17 protein-coding genes are annotated in these 23,161 nt (G+C 61.4%); 7 read left to right on the top strand and 10 right to left on the bottom strand.

Features of this window, described 5'->3' with window-relative positions; translation table 11 throughout:
• Positions 1-196 precede the first annotated feature (196 nt).
• From CVU60_05410 to CVU60_05385, 6 genes are all read right to left on the bottom strand, one after another.
• Complete coding sequence (locus CVU60_05410; protein ID PKN42793.1) at positions 197-937, bottom strand: UPF0280 family protein; 741 nt, start codon at positions 935-937, stop codon at positions 197-199.
• Entirely contained in the window at positions 934-4,410 is a 3,477-nt protein-coding gene (locus CVU60_05405) for a hypothetical protein (protein ID PKN42792.1), read from the bottom strand. Before CVU60_05405 ends, CVU60_05410 begins: the two co-directional genes overlap by 4 nt.
• Positions 4,407-5,543: a hypothetical protein gene (locus CVU60_05400; protein PKN42791.1), complete on the bottom strand. Its 1,137-nt coding sequence runs from the start codon at positions 5,541-5,543 to the stop codon at positions 4,407-4,409. The genes CVU60_05405 and CVU60_05400 overlap by 4 nt, the downstream gene beginning before the upstream one ends.
• Positions 5,544-5,567: 24 nt before the next feature.
• On the bottom strand, positions 5,568-6,656 hold the full coding sequence (locus tag CVU60_05395) for a two-component system response regulator (protein ID PKN42790.1): 1,089 nt from the start codon (positions 6,654-6,656) through the stop codon (positions 5,568-5,570).
• Between the two features lie 75 nt (positions 6,657-6,731).
• Positions 6,732-10,001, bottom strand: coding sequence for a hypothetical protein (locus tag CVU60_05390; GenBank protein PKN42789.1), 3,270 nt, complete (start codon positions 9,999-10,001; stop codon positions 6,732-6,734).
• A 274-nt stretch (positions 10,002-10,275) separates the two neighbouring features.
• Entirely contained in the window at positions 10,276-12,219 is a 1,944-nt protein-coding gene (locus CVU60_05385; GenBank protein PKN42788.1) for an aldehyde ferredoxin oxidoreductase, read from the bottom strand.
• Between the two features lie 137 nt (positions 12,220-12,356).
• Between CVU60_05385 and CVU60_05380 the strand changes: the two genes are divergently transcribed.
• Complete coding sequence (locus tag CVU60_05380; protein ID PKN42787.1) at positions 12,357-12,944, top strand: hypothetical protein; 588 nt, start codon at positions 12,357-12,359, stop codon at positions 12,942-12,944.
• A 67-nt stretch (positions 12,945-13,011) separates the two neighbouring features.
• Here the strand turns inward: CVU60_05380 and CVU60_05375 are convergent, their stop codons facing one another.
• Positions 13,012-13,572, bottom strand: coding sequence for a hypothetical protein (locus tag CVU60_05375; GenBank protein PKN42786.1), 561 nt, complete (start codon positions 13,570-13,572; stop codon positions 13,012-13,014).
• Between the two features lie 215 nt (positions 13,573-13,787).
• On the opposite strand from CVU60_05375, the gene CVU60_05370 reads away from it, so the two are divergent.
• Genes CVU60_05370 through nspC form a run of 3 tightly spaced genes read left to right on the top strand, consistent with a single transcriptional unit; the run spans position 13,788 to position 18,149 of the window.
• Positions 13,788-15,755, top strand: coding sequence for an arginine decarboxylase (locus CVU60_05370; GenBank protein PKN42785.1), 1,968 nt, complete (start codon positions 13,788-13,790; stop codon positions 15,753-15,755).
• 34 nt (positions 15,756-15,789) lie between these two features.
• Complete coding sequence (locus CVU60_05365) at positions 15,790-16,980, top strand: saccharopine dehydrogenase (protein ID PKN42784.1); 1,191 nt, start codon at positions 15,790-15,792, stop codon at positions 16,978-16,980.
• Positions 16,980-18,149, top strand: a complete 1,170-nt coding sequence (nspC, locus tag CVU60_05360) for a carboxynorspermidine decarboxylase (protein PKN42783.1) — start codon at positions 16,980-16,982, stop codon at positions 18,147-18,149. Before CVU60_05365 ends, nspC begins: the two co-directional genes overlap by 1 nt.
• A gap of 350 nt (positions 18,150-18,499) precedes the next feature.
• Here nspC and CVU60_05355 read toward each other — a convergent pair whose 3' ends face one another.
• Entirely contained in the window at positions 18,500-18,862 is a 363-nt protein-coding gene (locus CVU60_05355) for a carboxymuconolactone decarboxylase family protein (GenBank protein ID PKN42782.1), read from the bottom strand.
• A gap of 108 nt (positions 18,863-18,970) precedes the next feature.
• Between CVU60_05355 and CVU60_05350 the strand changes: the two genes are divergently transcribed.
• From CVU60_05350 to CVU60_05340, 3 genes are read left to right on the top strand one after another with little or no spacing between them, the layout of a single operon-like run.
• Complete coding sequence (locus CVU60_05350) at positions 18,971-20,833, top strand: indolepyruvate ferredoxin oxidoreductase (protein PKN42781.1); 1,863 nt, start codon at positions 18,971-18,973, stop codon at positions 20,831-20,833.
• Between the two features lie 10 nt (positions 20,834-20,843).
• A complete protein-coding gene (locus CVU60_05345) occupies positions 20,844-21,413 on the top strand; it encodes a pyruvate ferredoxin oxidoreductase (protein PKN42780.1) in 570 nt (189 codons plus the stop codon).
• Positions 21,414-21,416: 3 nt separating this feature from the next.
• Positions 21,417-21,875, top strand: a complete 459-nt coding sequence (locus CVU60_05340; GenBank protein PKN42779.1) for a GNAT family N-acetyltransferase — start codon at positions 21,417-21,419, stop codon at positions 21,873-21,875.
• Positions 21,876-21,899: 24 nt separating this feature from the next.
• Here the strand turns inward: CVU60_05340 and CVU60_05335 are convergent, their stop codons facing one another.
• Complete coding sequence (locus tag CVU60_05335; protein PKN42778.1) at positions 21,900-22,814, bottom strand: AEC family transporter; 915 nt, start codon at positions 22,812-22,814, stop codon at positions 21,900-21,902.
• Positions 22,811-23,155 (bottom strand): hypothetical protein, encoded by a 345-nt coding sequence (locus tag CVU60_05330; protein PKN42777.1) that lies wholly within the window; start codon positions 23,153-23,155, stop codon positions 22,811-22,813. Before CVU60_05330 ends, CVU60_05335 begins: the two co-directional genes overlap by 4 nt.
• Positions 23,156-23,161 lie beyond the last annotated feature (6 nt).

Below are 23,161 nucleotides of genomic sequence, written 5' to 3'. Positions count from 1 at the left end.
GTCTGGTTTGCCCGGGCTGATGGGTTCAAGTCCCCCGCCTCTTCAGGCCTGTTTTTCACGCTACCTTTTAGCAACCTTTCTTCCAATTTGTATGGTCCAATGGTCTTTCCTCCGTTGAGGTTAACACGAACAAGTCTTGATTACCTTATAAGCCTGCCAGCAGGCATTGTCCAGCGTCGGGATGATTTTTCATCTCTTAAATCACGGCCAGCTGCATTTTTCCCCACACCCCGATCCTGTCGTCGCATTGCGTGAAGACTCCGTCGAGGCCAAGGTGCTCCCAGCCCTGCGCCTTGGCCAGGACCTCGTCCATGGCCGCGGCGCAGGTCAGCGCGTTGGCCAGGGCTGTAGCCGCAGCATCTGCCAGGGCTGCGTCTTTTGAGCGGACCACCACAAGGTCGGCCTTTCCGAAACTAAGTGAATGCCCGATCGTGGCCGAGGACGCGCAAAAGGAGCAGGGAAATTCTCCGGCCGTCACCGGCACGCACAGGCGTACGGCCTGGTCCGGCATGTTCAGGATGCCGATGTGCCTGTCCCGGGTGGAGCAAAGATAGGTGTCTCCGCCGTTCTCGATCAAAAGGTCGGGCGAGCGATCCCGGAAATGTTCAGCCAGCAGCTGGGTCAGGGTTCCGGCCACGGCGGCCATGGGTCCGACACCGGTCAGGGTTCCTGCCCTGCACATGCGGCGGATGATTTCCGGTGATCGGGGATCTGCCTCAAGGGGTTCAAGCGAGGTCAGAAATTCGGGGTGTACGGCCGCGTAGCTCTTGATCTGTCCGCGCAGGAACCGCACATGGTCGGCCATGGGATCGCCGAGGTCTTCCTGCGCTGCAACCCACAGGTCCGTTTCCTCTATGACGAGCTGAAAGCTGACGAGGTCGTCACTCCGGGATGCCCGGTATGTGCGGAACGGAGACAGATGCGCGGAGCGGGTCATGCCTTCGGGTCCGCGCCGAATGAGGTCATGAGCGCTTCGCTTTGCTTCTTGGACATGGGTTTGCCCAGATGATAGCCTTGAGCCAGATCGCACCCGAGCTCCTGCAGGGATTCAAGCTGTTCCTGCGTTTCCACGCCCTCGGCCACGATGCGCAGGTCCAGGATTTGTCCCAGTCCGATGATGGCCTTGATGATCTCGAGGTTGTTGGGGTTTTCGAGCATGGTCTGTACGAAGGAGCGGTCGATCTTGAGGATGTCGATGGGCAGGCGCTGCAGGTAGGACAGGGACGAATACCCCGTGCCGAAATCGTCCATGGCGATCTGAAAGCCCATCTTCTGCAATCGCTCAAGCCGGGATGTGGCCTGTTCGGGATTGTCCATGACCGCTGTTTCGGTGATCTCGAGTTTGATGTGCCGCGCCTTGATGCCGGTTTCATGCAAAAGCTCCGTCAGGATGGGGATGAGCGATACCTGCAGGAGGTCTTTGGGCGAAAGGTTCAGGGACAGACTGATGTCAAGCCCGGGGAATTGCGCCTGCCATCCGGCCAGGACCCGGCAGCCACGGCGCATGACCCATTTGCCTATCTCGGTGATCAGCCCTGTCTCCTCGGCAACGGGGATGAATTCTCCCGGGGTGAGATAGCCGCGCAGCGGGTGGTTCCAGCGGATGAGCGCCTCGAACCCACGGAGTTTCTGTCCGCTCAGGGCGTAGATGGGCTGAAAAAAGAGTTCGAATTCGTTTTTGACCAAGGCCTGGCGTAGGTCGTTTTCGAGCTGCACGGTCTGCACCACCTGGTCGTACATGCTTTTGCTGAAGACCTTGAACTGGTTTTTGCCCAGCTCCTTGGAGCGGTACATGCTGATGTCGGCATCCCGCAGCAGGTCGTTGGGCGAGGTGTAGCGCGAGGTCTGCAGCACCACGCCGACGGAGGCGCTGACCAGCACATCCCGATTCTGGATTTTGAGGGGCTGACGGATGGTGTCCAGGAGACGGCGGGTGATGCCGATGGCCTCCTGGTTGCTCTGGAAGTCTTCGAGGAGCACGGCAAATTCGTCTCCGCCCATGCGGGCCACCGTGTCCATGGTGCGCAGGCACTGGGTCAGGCGCGCAGCCACTTCCTGCAACAGGTGGTCTCCGGCCTGATGGCCGAGGGTGTCGTTGACCCTCTTGAAGCTGTCCAGGTCGATCATGAGCACGGCAAAACGGTATTTGGAGTTGCGTTTCTGCCTGGTCATGGCCCGGTTCAGCCGGTCCATGAAGAGCACCCTGTTGGGCAGCCCCGTCAGATTGTCGCGCAGGGCCTGCCTGGTAAGCTGTGCTTCGTAGTTCTTGCGCTCGGAAATGTCGCTGAAGATGAAGAACGCGCCGGAGATCGTGCCGTCCAGCACGTAGGGATAACCGAGCATGGAGACGGGAATGAGCCGCCCGTCCTTGGTCCTGCGCTGCGTCTCGGTGCTCACCGAGGTTCCGCTCAGCACATTGGAGATGAAGGCATAGCTTTCGTCGAGGCTGTCCGGGCTCAGCAGCATTTCGAAGAGAGCGTGAAGGTCGCTTCTGGTGTAGCCGAAAAGGCTGGTGAAACTGGGGTTGATGTCCATGGGCGCCCCGTCCTTGCCCAGCAGCAGGATGCCCTGCGGAGAATTGTCGAAGAGCTGCTGGAAGAGGCCTTTCTGGATGGCAAGCCTGCGTTCGGCCTTTTTGCGCTTGGACACGTCGCGCATGGAGCCTTCGAGATGGCTGATGGACCCGTCGGAGCGTTTCACGGTACGCATGTTGATCGAGATCCAGGTTTTTTTCCCGCCCTTCATGAACGCGTCGAGCTCGAAGTTCTGGGCGGTGCCGAGCTGCAGTGCCTGGCTCAGCAGCAGGACCCGATCGGCAGAGGAAATGACGCGCTGCAGGAAGCCTTTGGCATCGGCCATCAGGCTGTCCATGTTGTCGTACCCGAAGATTTGGGCCATGGCCGGATTGGCGCTCAAGAGGTCGTGATCAAGGGAAATCTGGAAGATGCCTTCGGTGGCGTTTTGAAAAATTGCGCGGTGCTTCTTTTCGCTTTGGCGCAGCGCCTTCTCCGTGGCGTTGCGTGAAATGGCCAGGGCCAGATGGTCCGCCACCGAAGCCAGCACATGCGCATCCTTGTCGCGCACGAAGTGGTTGTTTTCAGGAAGCGCAATGACCACGGAGCCCAGCAGTCGATCCCCGTAGCGCAGGGGAGAGGCAAACCACAGCGATGGTTGTGTTTCGTCTTCGTGCAGCCCTTCCGGCCTTGCGTTCACGATTTGCGGGGCCGGAGATTTCCAGGCTTCGGCCGAGAGCATGGAGAGATGTTTCATGGTCTCGTGTCTGGCCAGGTCCTGCCGGCTGAAGAATGGGAAGGTGAGGTTTGAGCCATCCGCGCCCAGATGGGAGACGAACATGATCTGGACCTCGAGGTGTTCGGCCAGGATGTCGAAAACTTTGGCGAGAAGATCCTTGTCCGTCAGGGGCGCGCTGGCTGCGGTGGAGACCAGGTAGAGAACCCGTGTGCCGATCTCGACGCGTTTTTTGTCGGTGATGTCCCGGATGGACTGGATGGCTCCGGCGATGTTGCCGTCCTTGTCGTAAAGTGCTGAAGCCTTGGCCCATACGTAAGCCCCGCGTCCGCCATGAAGGCACGGGACGAAAATCTCCGTGGTCAGTCCTTCAAGGTTGTTCTGGGTTGGCTCATACATGGGATAGTCGCGGCTTGGGTCCTTGCCGATAAAATCAAGGAGGATGGGCCGAGGATGTCCGTAGAAGGGCGTGCCGTACTCATAGCCCGATTTGCCGAGAATCTCCTCTTTCGGCACTCCGGTCATCAGTTCCATGGCTCTGTTCCAGGCAATGACCCGGTGTTCGTTGTCGACCACCAGGGTGGCATCGGGCAGGAACTCGATGATGTGGTCCAGGCGCTGTTGCATTCCAAGCAGCGCTTCCTCGGCCTGGGCGCGGTCGGAAATGTCCCTGATCAGGACCAGGATCAGGTCGTCATCGAGGTTGGCGAAGCGGGCTTCGTAGTGCCGGATCCGGTCTGCGGAATGAATGGAGTATTCGGCCTGGAAGAATGAGGTCTCGGCAAGCATTCGCATGGCCAGGGAGAAGGCCTGGGGCTCGGCGATATCCGGAATTTCGCGAAGATTCCGTTTCAGGAGACTGAGCGGCTCAACTCCGAAGAGGGCTTGCAGACCGCCGCGGCAATCCTTGATCAGGCCGTCGCGGGTGACCCACAGGAACACGTCCGGCAGGGCCATGAACACGGCGCGCATGACTTCGTTGCGGTGCACCAGTTCGGCGGAACTGATTTCCAGGGCCCTTTCCAGAACTTCTTTTTCTTCGTCGAATTGGCGGTAGGCGTCTTCGATGAGATTCACGAAAGGTTCAAGGTTCGCGGGCAACGCCCCATGTGAGATCCGGGCTCGTTTGAACTGTCGTTGCAAGAGACGGTGCATGCTCATGCCCGCTCCTGCAGCACGGTGACCATCATGGTCTGATTGTGCAGGCAGCAGGCTTCTCCCGTCACGCTGCTGGCGATTTCCCCATAGGAATAAAAGCCGGTGAGGGTCGTGCGGGGGGCAAGAATCTGGGCCACAGCATCAATCTCATCTTCGACGAATTGTTTGAGCAGCATCTTGCGGCCCACGCAGCTGACCAGAATGGCCAGCGTATCTTCACCATCCAGCCTGGCAAGCTCGGCGGCTTCCTGTGCGCCGTCCAGCAGGTTGTCCATGTTTCCGCGCATGAGTCGGACCGTGGCGCCACGAGGCATCTCTCCGCCGAAGAAAAGAGCGTTGCGTTCCCGGTCCACGCCGAGGATGGTGCGTACCACCCAGTTTGAGCTCCCGGCTTCGCGCAGATGCAGGGGAAAGAGATGGCCGCTGGCGGGAAGGTTTTTCGCGTGTTTGCCAAGGTAGCGTTCGTAGAGTTGCAGGGCCGACTCTCCGTCGAGTTCAAGCAGGACGTTGTCGCGGGAATCGGTGATGAGCCGCTCCGGGCCGAAGGGCAACCATCCTCCGCGCGCGCCCTGGCCGATTTCGAGGGCTTCCCCGTAAAACCCCAGGCATGTCACGCTGCCTGACATGATTTCCGTTTTGTGCAGGATATGGGTGCGCTCGAAGCGGTCCCCGTCACCGGCCAGGCCGCCGGTGATTCCGACAGTGGACGGAAGAAATTCCGCAAGGCCGGAGGCCAGGGCGCAGCCGTTGATGGCCAGGCCGTCGGAGAGCACGAAAACATGGGATAGCCCGGCGCGAGGCAGGCTGGAGACCAGATGGCGGCACATGTCGCGGATGTCCGCGTGGTCCTGCAGGCGGGCCACTGCGGATTCAAGCCTGGTTTCCTTGAAGGAGACCAGGGTCGCGGTCATGGCGCTTTCGAGGAATGCCCGTCCCGAGACGACTCCGCCGGAGGAGCAGCCTATGATGATCGCCTGCGGGCAATGGGCATTGAGGGCCTCCACGGCGGCGGCGACGGTACTTTCGTCCGTTTCGGACCAGAACACCAGCGCAAGTCCGGCGTCCAGGCCATGGGTCTTCGCGGAACAGGCTTCCCATTCCCCTTTGGAGTTTACGCGCATCTGGCTTACGATCATGATCTCTTCTTTGTGATGCGGGTTCTAGTCCTGCCACCGTATGCGGATGTTCCGGATTCTGTCGATATTGGCAAAAAAGGCCTCGACGACTTCGGGATCGAAATGAGTGCCCGAGCTTTCGCGGATGATGCCCAGGCATTTTTCCTCCGGAAAGGCATCCTTGTATGGCCTTTCGCTGGCCAGAGCGTCGTAGGTGTCGACTACCGCAACGATGCGTGCCGCAAGCGGGATGTCTTCACCGGCCAGCCCGAAAGGGTAACCGCTCCCGTCCCAGCGTTCGTGATGGAGCAGGGCCAAGGTGCGCGCCAGGTCAAGTAATTCGTTGCCGTCCAGATCCTTTTTGTCCCACTCCTCGCAGCTCGAATGCGCCTCTTCCTTGCTGGTCAGGGGTCCCAGGATTTCGCAGCCGAACATGCAGTGCTGCTGCATGATCTTCCACTCAGCGGGATCGAGTTTACCCGGTTTCAGGAGCACTTCGTCGGGGATGCCGATTTTGCCTATGTCATGCAGCGGGGCGCAATCACGCAGATTGGCGCAGCTTGACTCGTCCAGTCCCAGGGCCTGGGCCAGAACCGCCGCGATTTCCCCGACCCGGATGACGTGATGGCCGGTCTCGTTGTCCTTGTATTCGGCGGCGCGGCTCAGGCGATGCATGATCTGGCGTCGGGTTCGTTCCAGTTCGGCGGTGCGCTGTTGCACGAGCTGTTCGAGATTGGTCTGATATTCCCTGTTTTCACGGATCAGGCGGGCTTTTTCGACAACCTTGCCGAGGGTGTGGTCAAGGATGCTGAAATTGTGCAGCGGTTTTGTCAGAAAGTCCCAGGCGCCGAGTCTTACGGCCTGGAGCGCGTCATTGATCACGCCTACGCCCGAGAGCACGATGATGGGTATTTCCGGCGCCTCGATTTTGGCCTGTTGGAGGAAACCGTAGCCGTCCAGGACCGGCATGTTCAGATCGACGATGACGGCCGTCAGATCGGGCAGAGCCTTGCGCATGGCATCAAGACCCTCGCGTCCGTTGGCCGCGTCAAGGGTTTCGTATCCAAGGTCTTCAAGATATGCGCACAGGGAGCGCCGCAGTCCGTCTTCGTCGTCGATAACCAGTATGTTCATGGGGTTTACCGCCTTGCAGGCCTGCTCATGATGTCTGACATGTCCGTCTTGATATGTTTAAAACCTGCCGTCCGTCTAGGTATATGGCTCATTTTTCACGGATTCAGGCGGTCCGGGCAGTTCTATGCTGAACACGGTCCCTCCCTCGGCCGGGGAGGTGACGTACATGACGCCGCCGTGCCCCTTGGTGATGATGAAGTAGGAAACGGACAACCCAAGGCCGGTTCCCGCTCCGGCATTTTTGGTGGTGAAGAAGGGTTCGAAGATGCGTTTGCGGTTTTCCGGCGAGATGCCGGGTCCGTTGTCGGCGATGTCGATGCGCAGGCCCGTTCCCAGCGCCCTGGCCCGGATGCTGATGCAGGGATCGGGAATGGGCGGTTTGGCTTCGCTCATGGCCTGGGCTGCGTTGCGCAGCAGGTTGAGCAGAACCTGCTCGATCTCGGTCTCCGTGCAATGCAGTTTGGGAAGTTCTTCCGCCAGGTCCTTCACAATCCTTATGGATTTGAAATCGTAGTTCTTCTTGAGATCGTAATCGCTGGAAGCGAGGCGCAGGGAATTTTCGAGAATGGTCCTTATGTCACATACAGAACGTCTTGACTCGCTGCGCCTGCTGAAATCGAGCATGTGGCGGATGATCTCCGCCGCCCGGACAGCCGCACCCTGGATGTCGCGGATGAAGACGTCGATCTTGCGTTCCCTCAGGTAGCGATCCACCTGGCCTAGGTCGACGCCGATCTTCGCGGCCGTCTCGATGTTCTTGGGGAAGTCGGCCCGGGTACGCAGGGTGATGGTCTGGGCCGCCTGCAGCACGATGCCGAGCGGGTTGTTTATCTCATGGGCGATGCCGGCGGCGATGCCTCCGAGCGAGAGCATTTTTTCGGACTGGATCATGCTCTCCTGCATGGCCCGTACGTGCGAGATGTCGCGGGTGATGGCCAGGATGCAGGGGACGTCGTCGACGGTCATCAGCCTGGCCGAGGTGGAGCACTGCAGGATGTGTCCGTCGCGGTGGCGCAAGTCGAATTCGAAGTTATCCACCTGCCCGTCCTTGAGCAGGGCCTGCACGAAGTCGGTCCGTCTTTCGGGCGCGGCGAAGATTCTCAGTTCCAGGGTGCTTTTTCCCAGGGCCTCTTTCCGGGAGTAGCCGGTTGTGCGTGAGAAGGTTTCGTTGACTTCGAGCAGTATCCCGTCTTCCTTTCTGGCCAGGGTGATGATGTCCGGCGAGAGCTGGAACAGGCGGGAGAACATCTCCTTCGAGCGCCGCAGGGCTTCCTGGGCTTCTTTGAGTTCCGTGATGTCCACGGTCATGGACAGAATGCAGTCCTCGCCGTCGAGGGTTATGAGCCCGCCTGAATAGAGCAGATACCCGAGCGTGCCGTTGGGCCGTTGCACCCGGGTTTCCATGTTGTGGATGTTGCGGCTGCCCTTGAGGCTCATGAATATTTCATCCTGGTGTTCAACGGGCAGCGCGCCGATTTCCCTGGGGGACAGGCTGATCAGTTGGGATCTGCTGATACCCATTTTGTTCAGGAAGGCGGTGTTTGCGTCCATGTACTTTCCATCCGAGAGACGGTTGATGGACATGGAATAGGGGGCACTTTCAAAGATTGTGCGGAACCGCGTCTCGCTTTCCATGATCTCGTTCTGTTTTCTCTTGAGCATGGAGATGTCGCGGCCTTCGACGATGAAATTCACGACCTCGCCGTTCTCGTTGCGGAACGGAGACATCGTGAAGTCGATGAATGACTCGTTTTCTTCGGCATCGACATGCACGACCTCGCTGCGCACGGTCTGGCCGCTTTTGACCTGATCGATGAGGCTGAGAAGGAAGGATTGCGCCTTTTTCCTGTCGGGCCACCATGGTCCGTCCCAGAAGGGCTTGCCCAGAACATCTTCTGGCTTCGCCCTGGCCCAATCCATGCTTGTGCGGTTGGCGACCAGGAGGTTCCCCTGCAGGTCGAGCAGGCCGATGAACTGCGTTGTCTGTTCGAGCAGCGCCTTGTTCAGGGTTTGGGTGCGCTGCATTTCGAGCTGGGCTTCCTTGGTTTTCTGGATGTCGAGGTTGAGACCGATGATGCGGGTCGGGCGGCCCTCGTCGTCCCAGGAGACGGCGCGGCCCTTGCCCAGGATCCAGCGCCATGAGCCGTCCTTGGCGTGCAGGCGATATTCCGCTTCGTACATGCCCCTGCCGCCCTCGTGGATGTAGGCGGAAAAGGCATTCTGGGCTTTTTCACGATCCTCCGGATGGATCAACTCGGTCCAGTCCTCCACACCGCCCGTCACGATCTGGGGGGGGTACCCGAGCATGGCGTACCATTCCTGGCTGTGCACTTCCCGGCCCTCTGCCGGGTAGTGCTCCCAGAATCCGGCCTGGGTAGTCTCCAGGGCCAGACGGAAGCGCTCCACCTGTTCCGTCAGGGCGGATTCGGTGCGCTTGAGTTCATGGATTTTTCGGCGCAGCTTGCGGCTCAGGAACCAGGCGATCCCCGTCAGTACCAGAAGGATGACGGCCGTGAAAAGGGCCGCGAGTTTCAAGGCGTCGAGAGTCTGCTTGTCGGGAAAAAATGTCGGAAATTGAAGCCACCTGTCGACGATCTTTTCTTTCTCGGATTCGGTGATTGAATCCAAGGCCTTGTTTATGGAACTGGCCAGCAGCGGGTAGTGCCTGCTGATGCCGATGGACAGCTCCTGGGTCACGTCCAGGTTTCCCGCGACGCGCAGGTTGGGTAGTTTTTCCTGTTCAATGTACCACGCGGCCACAGCCAGATTTTCGACAAAAGCATCGACCACGCCGAAGGACACGTCACGCAGTCCTTCGCGAATCGTTTCGACCTCCACCACGTTGAATCGGCCTCGGTTGGCTTCCTGGACCATGCCGGCCGAAGCGTAACCCCGGACCACCGCCACGCGCATTCCGTCAAGATCCTCCAGGGTCAGCAGGCCCCTGACGCTGCGGGAAGTGACGATGACATGCGGAATGCGTGCATAGGCTCGAGTGAAATACGTATATTCGGAGCGCTCCGCGTTGTTCACGATGGCTGGGGCCAGGGCCGTGGTTCCGTTATGCAGGCCTTGCAGAATGTCGGTCCAGGGCGTGCCCTGCTTGCGGAAGGTGATGCCGAGGCGTTCTTCGATGCGCTCGACAAGGTCGGCGCTCAGGCCTGCAAATTCGCCGCCGGGCTTTTCGAATTCTATGGGGGGGAACGACCTGTCAAAGGAGAGCTGCAGGGATTCCCTGTGCTCGTCCAGCCACGCCCTTTCTTCCGGGCTCAAGTCCGGCAAAGGGGCTGCCGGGCATTGGCCGCAGATTGTCAGCAGCAGGAGCATGGCAAGGATGAAACGCATGAGCCATTCCGGGGATGAGGATACAGGCCGTATGATTCGGCCATGAGTGTCGCTAGCACGAAAATTGCCCCGGAAGCAAGAAACGGGGCCATTTTCTGGGCCCTCGTCCCATGGAGAGGCCTAGGCAGCCGGGGGCTTGGCGTCAGTTTTTGTCTTGTCTGACGTTTTGGGGCTACCGGGCTGTCAGGCCGGTAGCGCGGTATGACATTTTCTGCATCTGCTTTTCAGGGCAGTCAAGCGTTTAATGTTGCTGATGATGTGGGGTGCCTGCAAATCAGGACCGGTTGCCGCCGCGCGGGTAGGAGTCAAGGGGCCGGAGCGCAGGTCCGGTCCATTCGGGGTAGGGACCCTCGTCATGCAGGCACTCTCCCTCCATGGCCAGGCCCAGCTCTCTCATGCGTTCCCGGGTGGGGATTCCGGTTCGTGTGTCCTGTCCCTGCCGGGTGTAGTAACGGTAGAGGAGGTCCCGGTGAATGGTCCGCTCCCTTTCCATTTCTTCCGGGGTGAGACGGTCCGGGTTCAGAGGGATGGAGTCGTGGGCACTGGTGATGCCCTGCCGGGAGTTGAAGGCTTTTTCCAGCGTGTAGATGCGGTCTGCTGCGTCGATGAGGCTTTTCTCGGAAAAGGTCTCGCCGGTTGCCGCGCCGAGCAGTCGGGCCAGCCCTTCGAAGAGAGGGTGCTTCCAGGCCAGGGGCAGGGCGTTGGCCCAGGAATTGACCGCCCCTTTGCAGCGTCCCACGGAGTCGGCCAGGGTGCAGACCCGCTCCGAGAGGATGATGGCCTGCACAGGGTCGTCCATGTCCGCATGCAGGGCTCCGGAGGCCTGAAGTCTGGGGTAGAGGTCGGGGTCGTTTTCGCCGTAAGCCCAGCTGCGTCCACGCAGATGGTCGGCGCCGCGTGTCGAGGTGGCGTGGGCCAGGGCGAAGAGTCCGGCCGGGTAGGGGCCTCGGCTCAGCCCCTTGACGTGGTAGCAATACTGCATGGCTTCGGGGCCGAGAATTTTGGCCATGGAAAGCATGCCCTCTGCCAGGATGTTGCCGAAGCCTTCGCGCAGGGCCGTCAGGTGCACGAGCTCGATCTGGTCTTCGACGTTCTCCCACGACAGGTCGAGGCCGCCGGTCTGCTCCCGGGTCAGAATGCCGCGCGCGTAGAGGTCCTTGGCCAGGGCCATGGCGTTGCCCAGCGGAATGACGTCGAGGCCGTAGATGTCGCCAAGGTTGCTCATCTCCATGATGGCCACGGGGTCACAGACTCCGCAGTTGGTGCCCATGCAGAAGATGGATTCGTATTCAAGCGCCTCCCCGTGCTCGCCTTTGCGCCGGCCGTCCGGGATCTCGTATACGTTCTTGCAGCGCACGGAGCAGTTCCCGCAGCCCGTGCGCCCGATCTCGTATTTTTTCCAGGCTTCGGGTCGCAGCTGGGGCGGAACCTCGCCGGGCTCCAGATATTTCGAGTAGTTGCGAAAGCCGGGCCGCCAGTCGCTCATGCCGTGATGGGAACCGTATCTGGCGGCCACATTCCGCTGAAATTCGTCCTTGGCGAAGAATTCCCGGTCAAGTGCGGCCAATTCCCTGAAGGTCTCGGGGTCGGCCAGGCTCACGGAATGGTTGCCTGCGACCACGACGGCCTTGAGGTTCTTGGCGCCGAGCACCGCGCCGCTGCCGCGGGCGGCCGAGGCGTACTTGTCGACGATGGTCGAGGCGAAGCGGACCAGATTTTCGCCCGCTTGGCCGATGCAGGCCACGGAGGCCTTGCCGCCGTGCTTGGCCAGAAGGAGGTCGGTCGTTTCCCAGGCTCCCTTGCCCCACAGGTTTGTGGCGTCGTGCAGTTCGGCGCTTTCCGGCGTGACCAGCAGATAGCATGGTCTGGCTGCGCGGCCGGTGATGATGATCTGGTCGGCGCGGGCACGCTTCATGACCGTCGCGAAACGTTCGCCGGCATTGCCGTCGCCGAGGATTCCCGAATACGGGGACAGGGTCGAGACCTCCATGCGGCTGGTCATGCCCAGCACCGTGCCGGACAGGGGGCCGGGGGCGATGCAGTATACGTTTTCGGGGCTCAGAGGGTCGAGTCCGGGGGGCACGCGATCAAAAAGCGTCTTGGAATTGAGGCCGCGGCCGCCCAGGAAGGAGATGGCCAGTTCGCGGGGCAGTTCCCCGGTACGGGCCGTCATCGTCGAAAGGTCGATATCCAGGATGCGCCCGGTCCAGCCGTGCATGGGGCCTCCTTGGCAAAGGTTGGGGTGTGGCTTCTACATACTCCGGATCGAGCGCTTTGCCTAGACGCGCGGATGCGTTCACTGGTTGTGGGGCGGACGCGGAGCATGTAGGTGCGGGGAAATCACAAGGAGACGCAATGAGAGACACCTTTCGAGAGATTCGTGAAAGGATGGATGAGTTCGAACAGGAACTGCGGCGCGACCTGGCGGCCAAGCAGAAGGAGTTCCGTTACACGGTGGAAAGGAACCGGGTTCGCTTCAGCCGTGAGGCGCAGGAGGCACACCGCATCCTGGCCACGCGCTGGACGTCCTATGTTTACGAGTCGGGGTTTTTCAAGATTCTGACCATCCCGGTCATCTGGTTTGCCCTGATTCCGGCCATGGTTCTGGATTTTTTTGTCTATTTTTACCAGCTCATCTGCTTTCCGGTCTACGGCATTCCGCGCGTCAGGCGCCGGGACCACATCATTCTCGATCGTCATAAGCTCAAGTATTTGAACTGGGTGGAGAAGTGCAACTGTTTCTACTGCAGCTACTTCAACGGCCTCATGGGCTATCTGCGCGAGATCGCCGGCCGCACCGAACAGTATTGGTGCCCCATAAGACATTCCCGCCTGCCCAAAACCACGCACGCACGGTACGGCAGGTTCGTGGATTACGGCGACGCCGAGGGTTACAAGCGCGAGTTGAAGCGGATCAGAAAGGATTTCGAGAGAGAAGAATAGGACTTATGGGACATATGGGACGTATAGGATAAAGACAGGGCGCCCTGGTTTCATATGTCCCATTTTCTTAAAGCGCCTGCCACAGGATCCTGCAGCCGATGGCGAGCAGCACGCCGCCTCCGAGCACTTCCGCGTACTGGCCGAGACGGGTCCCGCAGCCGAGGTATTTGCCCAGGTGCAGGCCTGCGGCGGTGAAGAGCAGGGCCACCACGCCGATAATTGCCGCCGGGACCCAGATGGACAGGCCCAGCATGGCCAGGGTGAAGCCCACGGCCAGGGCGTCGATGCTTGTGGCCACGGAGAGCATGATCAGCTTTGAGCCCACGGTCGGGTCCTGACAGACATCGTCATCGTCCTTGTGCAGCCCTTCCCATAGCATGTGGCCTCCTATATAGAGGAGCAGGGCGAAGGCGATCCAGTGACCGAAACGCAGGAAATAATCGCGCACGGCATAGCCGCCGTACCAGCCGATGATGGGCATTACGGCCTGGAAAAGTCCGAAATGCCAGGCCAGGCGGAAGGTGTGTCGCCTGGTCACGACCTTGAGCGCCACGCCCGAAGCGATGGCTACGGCAAAAGCATCCATGGCCAGGGCGATGGCCATGGCCATGATTTCAACAAAAGGCATTGTGCTCTCCTGCGGGTGAAACGGCAAAAGGCAGATAGCCCAGGGCGGGGCACAAGGCAAAGCAGAAATTTCGTCGATTTTGTTGGCCGGAAGGTTACGGTGTGCCAGCGAGGCACAAGATTTATTGACGGCCTGCCCCCTGCTGTTTAGAGGGGTGCGCTGGCCCGGATTGTAGCTGGGCCTGCATTTTACAGGTAAGACGGTGGAGGATTTTGATGCGATCTCGGAATCTTGAAAAGTGGACCGTGGAACGTTCTGTGGAACTCTACGGCGTGGACAACTGGGGCGGCGGGTATTTTAAGATAAACCCCGATGGAAAGCTCGGCATCACTCCCTTTCCGGGCAAGGGTGTCTGCGTGCCCATCCCTTCCATCATAAGCGGCCTGCAGGAACGCGGTCTGGGGCTGCCGGTGCTGCTTCGGATCGAGAATCTGCTCGATGCGCAGATTTCCCTGCTTCATGATTCGTTTGCCTCTGCCATCAAGACCTTGCAATACAACGGCGAATTTCGCGGCGTGTATCCGGTGAAGGTCAACCAGCAGCAGCAGGTACTGGAAGAGATCGCCAAGGTCGGCGACCGATACAACCATGGTTACGAGGTCGGCAGCAAGGCCGAACTGATCGCAGCCCTGTCTTTCCTGAAGAACCCCAAGGCCTGCCTGGTCTGCAACGGTTACAAGGACCGGGATTATATCGATCTGGCCCTCTACGCCTGCAAGATGGGTTTCCTGTGCTTCCTGGTCCTTGAAATGCCCAGCGAACTGCCGCTCATCCTGGACCGGGCCAAGGCGCTCGGCATCAAGCCGCGCATCGGCGTGCGCATCAAGGTGTCCACCCAGGCAGGCGGCCACTGGGCCGAATCGGCCGGGGACCTGTCCATCTTCGGCCTGTCCACGGCCGAGGTCGTGGACGTGCTCGACCTGCTGCGCGGCCAGTCCATGCTCGATTGCGTCCAGCTCCTGCATTTTCATCTTGGTTCGCAGATCCCCAACATCCGCGACATCCGCACCGCCGTGCACGAAGCCACGCGGATGTACGCGGAACTGGTCAAGGAAGGTTGCGCCATGGGTTATCTGGACCTGGGCGGGGGCCTGGCCGTGGACTACGACGGCTCCCACACCAATTACGCCAGCAGCCGCAACTACTCCCTGGAGGAATACTGCACGGACATCGTCGAGTCGGTCATGGCCACGATGGACGAGCACGATCTGCCCCATCCGCACATCATCACCGAATCCGGCCGGGCCACGGTGGCCTACTATTCGGTTCTGCTTTTCAATGTGCTGGACGTCAGCCGTCTTGAAGACCGCACCGTGCCCCAGACTCTGGACGAGGATGACCCCGAGGCCATCCACAACCTGCTGGAAGTCTACAACTCCCTGTCGCTCAAGAACCTTCAGGAATGTTACAACGACGCCATCTATTACCGCGACCAGATGCGTCAGCTCTTCCGTCTGGGCCAGTGCAGCCTGCGCCAGCGCGCCATGAGCGACACCATCTTCTGGGCCGTGATCCGCAACATCGCCGAGAAGCTGCCCGAGATGAAGAATCCGCCTTCGGCCCTGAAAGACGTGGATCTGGCTCTGGCCAGCATCTACTACTGCAACATGAGTGTGTTCCAGTCCCTGCCCGACGCCTGGGCCATCGGACACCTTTTTCCGATCATGCCCGTGCACCGGCTCGACGAATGCCCCGAAGAGCAGGCCATTCTGGCCGACATCACCTGCGACAGCGACGGCAAGCTGGACAGCTTCATCGACATCCACGGCGTCAAGCGCGTGCTGGAACTGCATTCGATCAAGCCCTGCGAGCCGTATTATCTGGGCGCGTTCCTGGTCGGAGCCTATCAGGAGACCCTGGGCGATCTGCACAACCTCTTCGGCGATACCAACGTGGTCAGCGTGCGCATCAATGAAGACGGCACCTACGACTTCATCCGCGAACTCGAAGGCGACAGCGTTGCCGACGTGCTTTCCTATGTGGAGTTTGAACCCAAGCAGGTCCTGGAGAATTTCCGCAAGGTGGCGGAGCAGGGCGTGCGCACGGGCAAGATCAGCCCCCAGGAGCGCTTCATGATCATGCGCGCCTACGAACGGGGCATGCGCGGATACACCTATTTGAACGTGGGCCGGGAATGCGAGAATCCCGATGCCTGCAGCGGCGGGTCGCCGAGCGGATTGTAATCAGAAACATTCCTTATGTGAAAGGAGGATCGCCATGTCCAAAGTGCTCATTATCGGCGCCGGCGGTGTCGGCCATGTCGTGGCTCACAAGTGCGCCCAGGTTCCCGAGGTTTTCTCCGAGATCATGCTGGCCAGCCGAACCAAGTCCAAATGCGACGCCATCGCCGCCTCCGTTAAGGAACGCACCGGCCGCACCATCCAGACGGCGGCCCTCGATGCCGATAACGTGGCCGAGACCGTGGCCCTCATCAAATCGTTTCAGCCCAAGCTGGTTCTGAACGTGGCCCTGCCCTACCAGGACCTGGCCCTCATGGACGCGTGCCTCGAAACCGGGGTCGACTACCTAGATACCGCCAATTACGAGCCCCTCGACGAGGCCAAGTTCGAATACAAGTGGCAGTGGGCCTATCAGGAGCGCTTCAAGGAGAAGGGCCTCATGGCGCTCTTGGGGTCGGGCTTCGACCCCGGCGTGACCAACGTCTACTGCGCCTACGCCCAGAAGCACCTCTTCGACGAGATCCACGAACTCGACATCATCGACTGCAACGCCGGCGACCACGGCCAGCCCTTCGCCACCAACTTCAACCCCGAGATCAACATCCGCGAGATCACCCAGCGCGGCCGCTACTGGGAGCGGGGCGAGTGGGTCGAGACCGACCCCCTGTCCTGGCGCATGAGCTATGACTTTCCGGAAGGCATCGGCGCCAAGGATTGCTACCTCATGTACCACGAGGAGCTCGAATCCCTGATGCAGAATCTGAAGGGCCTCAAGCGCGCCCGCTTCTGGATGACCTTCTCCCAGAACTACCTCAACCACCTGAAGGTGCTTGAGGGCATCGGCATGACCTCCATCGAGCCCGTGGACTACAAGGGCCAGAAGATCGTGCCCCTGCAGTTCCTGAAGTCCGTGCTGCCCGAGCCGGGCTCCCTGGGCCCCCTGACCAAGGGCCGGACCTGCATCGGTTGCGTCATGAAGGGCGTCAAGGACGGCAAGGAGCGCAAGGCCTATATCTACAATATCTGCAGCCATGAGGAGGCCTACCGCGAGGTCGGCTCCCAGGCCATCTCCTACACCACGGGCGTGCCGGCCATGATCGGGGCCATGATGATGATGACCGGGAAGTGGCGCGGCGAGGGTGTCTTCAACATGGAGCAGCTCGATCCCGATCCGTTCATGGAGATGCTCAACATCCACGGCCTGCCCTGGGTGGTGGTCGACCTGTGATGGACGGCCGCACCGCATTCCGCTTCGATGCGCATCAGGTCGCCACGCCATCCTTCGTGGTCGACCTGGGGCTCATCCGTCGCAACCTCGATGTGCTGGCCGGGGTCAAGGAGCGCACGGGCTGCAAGATCCTGCTGGCGCTCAAGGGCTTTGCCATGTGGAGCCTGTTTCCAATGCTGCGCCAGGTGCTCGACGGAGTCTGCGCCAGTTCGCCGCATGAAGCCAGGCTCGGACGGGAAGAGTTCAAGCGCGAGGTGCACGCCTTCGCGGCCGGCTACTCCCAAACCGACATCTTCGATCTGTGCACCACGGCTGACCACATCGTCTTCAACTCCTTCTACCAGCTGGAGAAGTTCCGCGGCCTCATCGAAGGTGAGGCAAAGCGCCTGGGACGGGACATCGAGCTGGGCGTGCGCATCAATCCCGAGCATTCCGAAGGCGCGGTGCCCATCTACGACCCGTGTTCGCCGGGTTCGCGCCTGGGCGTGCGGCGCAAGGACTTTCGCCCCGACCTGCTGGAAGGGGTGACTGGCCTGCACTGGCACAACCTCTGCGAGCAGAACGCCGACTGCCTGGAACGGACCATTGCCGCGGTGGAGGCAAACTTCGCCGAGTTCTTTGGGCGCATGCAGTACGTCAACTTCGGCGGCGGCCATCACATCACCCGCCCCGATTATGACGTGGACCTGCTCTGCCGGCTTATCAGCGAGTTCAAGCAGCGCCACGGCGTGCAGGTCTATCTGGAGCCCGGCGAGGCCGTGGCCCTGAACACGGGCTACCTGGTTTCGACGGTTCTGGACGTGACCGAAGCCGACATGCCCATCGCCATCCTGGACACCTCGGTTCCGGCGCACATGCCCGACGTGCTGGAGATGCCTTACCGCCCGCACATCGTCGGCTCCGGCCTGCCGGGCGAGAAGACCCACACCTACCGCCTGGGCGGCCAGTCCTGCCTGGCCGGCGACGTGGCCGGGGAGTACTCCTTCGACAAGCCCCTGGAACCGGGCGACCGCCTCGTCTTCACGGACATGGCCCACTACTCCATGGTCAAGACCAACACCTTCAACGGCATCCAGCTGCCGTCCATCGCCACCTTCGAACCCGAGGACGGGTCCATGCGGGTGGTGCGGACCTTCGGATACGAGGATTTCAAGGGTCGGTTGTCCTGACACCCTTCGGGAACCATACAGAAACGCGGGAGTCCGGACCATCCGGGCTCCCGTTTTTTTATGGATAGCGCATATCGTAACTGGCTAAGAAATAAGGAAATATTCTGAATTGAGAGTTTTTACTCAATCTGTTGAGTAAATCCGCAGTGAGCGATGGGCGTTCGGCTGATTGAAAATATGTGTCCGTCCAATTGTAAGTTTTCCCGTGTAGCACAGGGTATTAAATCAATAAATCCAGTTAATTGAATTTTCAATATTGTTTTTGGTTGTCATGGCGCAACGAAGGCGTTGTCAACGTCCTCTCTGGCGCGAATTCCTGCCCTCGACATGCCGTCGCTCAGCCCCCCCCCTCATTCGTTTCGATTCCCCTTGAAATACTCCATGGCCTTCAGCACGAACCGCGCGTACGCCCCGGCCTGGCCACCGCCCATCTCGATGGCCACGTCGATGGTCTCGTAGATCTCCTCGTCCGTGGCGCCGGCCTGCATGGCCTGGTCCAGGTGCCATTCCATGCAGGGTTCGCATTTGGTGACGATGGAGATGGACAGGGCCATGAGTTCCTTGGCCTTGCGGCTCAGGGCGCCGTCGCAGAAAGCCTGTTTTTCCAGTTCCAAAAACGGGGCGTAGGTCTTGACGTTTTTGAGGAAGGTCAGGTGCAGGCGCTTGCGGTCCTTGATGCTCTGTTCGATTTTCGTGAAGCTCAGATCAGACATGGTTTCCTCCGCGTGGGACGTTGCCTCCGGCCCGGGCGTGGGGTAGGCAATTGTGAATCGAGAACCCATTTTCACGGGACATGAATGCTCCCTACAGCGAGGACCCACATGAAGTACATGGGAGAAATGCTCACCACCCGGGCGCCGTTTTCGGAGATCGTCATGGGCAACACGGCCCTGGTGCGGGCCATGGTCGAGGCCGGGACGCGTGTGGTCACGTCCTATCCCGGCTCTCCGACGCCGGAGATCGCCGCGGCCATCCAGTCCATCCCGCCCGAAAAGCGGCCCTTCTATTTCGAATTTTCAACCAACGAGAAGGTGGCCACGGAGGTCGCGCTCGGCGCATCCCTGAACGGCTACCTGTCCACGGTCTTCTTCAAGAGCGTGGGGCTCAACGTCGCCGCCGACGCTTTTGTGCAGCTTTCGCTTCTGAACCTCATCGGCGGCATGGTCATCGTGCTTGGCGACGACCCCGGCGCCAACTCCTCCCAGAACGAGCAGGACAACCGGCACTACGCGGCCATGAGCTACACCCCGGTCCTGGAGCCCGCCGACCCGGCCGAGGTCTACGCCTACTACAAGGAGGCGGCGTCTCTGGCCCGGGAACTGTGCCGGCCCGTCATCCTGAGGCTGACCACCCACGTCTGCCACGCCAAGGCGAAAGTGTCCTTCGCGGGCTGGACGCCGGTGGAGCCGAAGAACGAACCGCGCTTCGACACCGCAAACGGCCCCTACATCCCGCTGACCGTTGCCGTGTTCCCCAAGAAGCGCACGGCCCTGGAGAACCTGCGCAAGGCGGACTCCTGGGTGGACGGGCGCGGCCTGCACACGGTCACGGGGCAGGGCAGTTCGCGCGGTATCATCCTTTCGGGCATGGTCGCCCTGTCCGTGGCCGACGTCCTGGAAGGGCTCACCGACCGGCCCGACGTGCTCAAGCTGGCCATGCCGTACCCCATGCCCCGAAAGGCGGTGGAGGAGTTCCTGGCCTCCCACGGGGAAGTGAAGGTTCTGGAGGAGCTGGACGACACCCTGGAGAAGGACATCAAGGCCCTGGCCTACGACCTGGGGCTTTCGACGAAGATCATCGGCAAGCAGGACGACGGGGATTGGATCGGCGAGTACACGGCGGACAAGGTCCGTGACATCCTGCACCGCGACTGGCCGGACATGATCCCGCCGCGGAAGGCCGTTGCCGCACCCCTTGTCCCCGTGCCCGCGCGGCCGGCCCAGATGTGCCCGGGGTGCGGCCACCGCAGCGCCTTCTACGCCATCAGGAAGGCCCTGCCCGAGGGCGCCATCACCGTGGCCGACATCGGCTGCCACACCCTGGGCTTCATGGAGCCGTACCGCATGGGGGAGATTCTGCTGTGCATGGGCGCCTCCACGAGCATGGGCGCGGGACTGACCCTGTTCAACGACACGCGCAGGGTCGTGGCCTTCCTGGGCGACTCGACCTTCTTCCACGCCGGTTTGCCGGGCATCGTCAACGCACTCTTCAACCGGCACAACCTGACCCTGGTGCTCATGGAGAACGGCACCACGGCCATGACCGGCCATCAGGACCACGCGGCCTCGGGGCGCAACTTCAACGAGGTGACGGACGCCATCCCGGTGCGTCAGGTGCTGGAGGGGCTGGGGGTGAAGCACATCTTCGAGACCGACACCTACAAGCAGGCCGAGCTGACGGACCTCATGCGCCAGGCCATGGCCGTTGAGGGTTTCAGCGTGGTCATCGCCCGGCATCCCTGCATGCTGCTCTTCACCCGCAACCAGCGCCGCAAGAGCGGCTACGTGGACCGGCACGTGACCATCGACCAGAGTGTCTGCACCCGCGCCCACGTCTGCGTGCAGGACTTCGCCTGCCCGAGCTTCATCCGGGCCGCCGACGGAAGCGTGACCGTGAACCCGGAGCTGTGCATCGGCGACGGCTCCTGCATGCAGACCTGTCCCAGCAAGGCCATCACCCGTTAAGGAGCATCACATGGACGTCTTCAACATATACCTTTGCGGCGTCGGCGGGCAGGGCATCGGCCTGCTGAGCGAGATCATCCTGCGCGCGGCCGACCACGCCGGTCATGCCGCCAAGGCCGTCGACACCCACGGACTGGCCCAGCGCGGCGGCATCGTCGTGTCCCAGATTCGGCTCGGTGATTCCGCCCACAGTCCCATGATCCCCGCGGGCGAGGCGGACCTGGCCGTGGGCCTCGAACGCCACGAGGGCCTGCGCGCCATGCAGGCCGCCCTGAAGGAGGGCGCCACTCTCGTCTATTACGATACCGTGCTCCAGCCCCTGCCCGTGCGCCTCGGCACGGTTCCGGAAATCTCAGGCGAGGACGTCGCCCGGGCCGCCTCTTCGCGCGGCGTCACGGTCCATGCGGTCATCCGTCCGGACATCGCCGACCCGCGCATGCAGAACATCGCCGTGCTTTCGGTCGTCAGCAGGGAAGGGCTCATACCCGGAGTAACCGCCGGGCATTACGAGCAGGCCATGAACGACCTGCTCAAGGGCGCTGTGCTGGAGGCGAACCTGCAGCTGTTCCGCGAGGCCTGAGTCATGGTCATCGTGCGAACCAAAAACACGCATGAGGATTTCAGGCGCCTCACCGCCGCCCTCGATGCGGAATTGCGCGCGCGGTATGGCGCCGCACAGGCAGAATACGACAAGCACAATCGCATCGCGCCCATCGATACGGCCGTCATCGGGTATGTCGATGGAGAGCCGGCCGCCTGCGGCTGTTTCAAGGTCATGGACGTGGAGACGGTCGAGATGAAGCGGATGTTCGTGGCTGAGGGGCAACGCCGCAAGGGGCATGGACGGGCTGCCGTCCAGGCCCTGGAAGAGTGGGCCGCTGAATTGGGTTTCACCCGCGCCGTTCTCGAGACTGGCAAGGGGCAGCCCGAGGCCATCGGCCTCTACCGCGGCATGGGTTATGAGGTGACGGAGAACTACGGTCCCTACGTCGGCCTTGAGCACAGTGTGTGCATGAAAAAAAGGCTGTCGCCGAAGGCGTAGGCGCACTGTGTGCCGCCGCCTGAGTCAGAGCAGCAGGCCCAGCACCAGGGGCAGCGTCAGCAGGGCGATGAGGGTCTGGACGGTGATGATGGCGGCCATGCGGTCGTGGTCGCCGCCGAGGACCCGGGCCAGGATGTAGGAGGAGACCGAGACCGGGACGGACGTGAAGACCAGGCAGACGCCCAAAGGGGCGCCCGAAAGCCCGAAGGCCCGGCCGATGGCGAAGGCCAGGAAGGGCAGGGCCAGAAGTTTCATGGCCGAGCTTACCACGATGTCCTTCCACCCGGCCAGGGCGGCGGAAAAGGACAGCCCCGCGCCCACGGCCAGCAGGCCCAGGGGCAGGGAGGCGCTGCCCATGAGGTGCATGCCTTCCTGCAGCATCGGTGGCAGGGTCACGCCTGCGCCGTACAGGGCGAAGCCGCCGGCGCAGGACAGGATGAGCGGGTTGCGGCCCAGCTGCACCAGGGTCTCGCGCAAGCCGCGCACGTTCGTGTCGCGGCCGTGCCTGGTCAGGACCAGCACGCAGAGCACGTTGACCAGGGGGATGATGGTCATGAGCGCCACGGCCGAGAGGGACAGGCCTTCGTCGCCGAAAAGCCCGCCCGCGGCCGACAGGCAAATGTAGGTGTTGGGCCGGATGGCCCCCTGGAAGATGGAGGTGAAGGCCGGGCCGTTCTTCTGCACCAGGGGCCGTGCGGCCATGAGGACGAGCGCGATGAGGGTGATGGAGACCAGCAGGGTCGCGGCCATGAACTGCACCGGCTGCTCGCCGATGTGCATGGAGGTCAACTTGTTCACGAGCAGGGCCGGGAAGAGCACGTAGTAGGTCAGGCGCTCGGCCTGGGGCCAGAAGGCCGCGCTCGGAAATTCCGCCCTGCGGAGCACGAAACCTGTCAGAATAAGTATGAAAATCGGCAGGATAGTCTGAAGAACATTCACCGCGCACCTCCGTTCGCGCGCACCCTAGGCCTGTGGAGAGAGGCTGTAAAGAAGGCCGAGGCCCCGGACGTGTTTTTTTTTGCGGCGGGGTTCACGACCCGGACGAGGTGCAGCAGGAGCAGGTTGCAGCTCGTCCACAGTTCAACCAGATGCGCGTAGTCGAAGGTGCCGATGGCTATGTGAGCTCCCTGTTTTCGCCCCGGCAGCGCGGAACCGTCTGGGACCACCAGATAGTCCGCGGCGGGCCGGGGCCCGCCTTGACACGCAGGCCCCCCGTGCGCGACGTAATGCCCTCCCGAAAGGGTGCGGGCGGTCCGCAGTGCATGGCCTGACGCCGGCATGGGCGG

Source organism: Deltaproteobacteria bacterium HGW-Deltaproteobacteria-18, assembly GCA_002841885.1.
Taxonomy (GTDB): Bacteria; Desulfobacterota; Desulfovibrionia; order Desulfovibrionales; family Desulfomicrobiaceae; genus Desulfomicrobium.
Note: the sequence above shows the minus strand (reverse complement) of the source record. Positions and strands in the feature narration are given on the sequence as shown.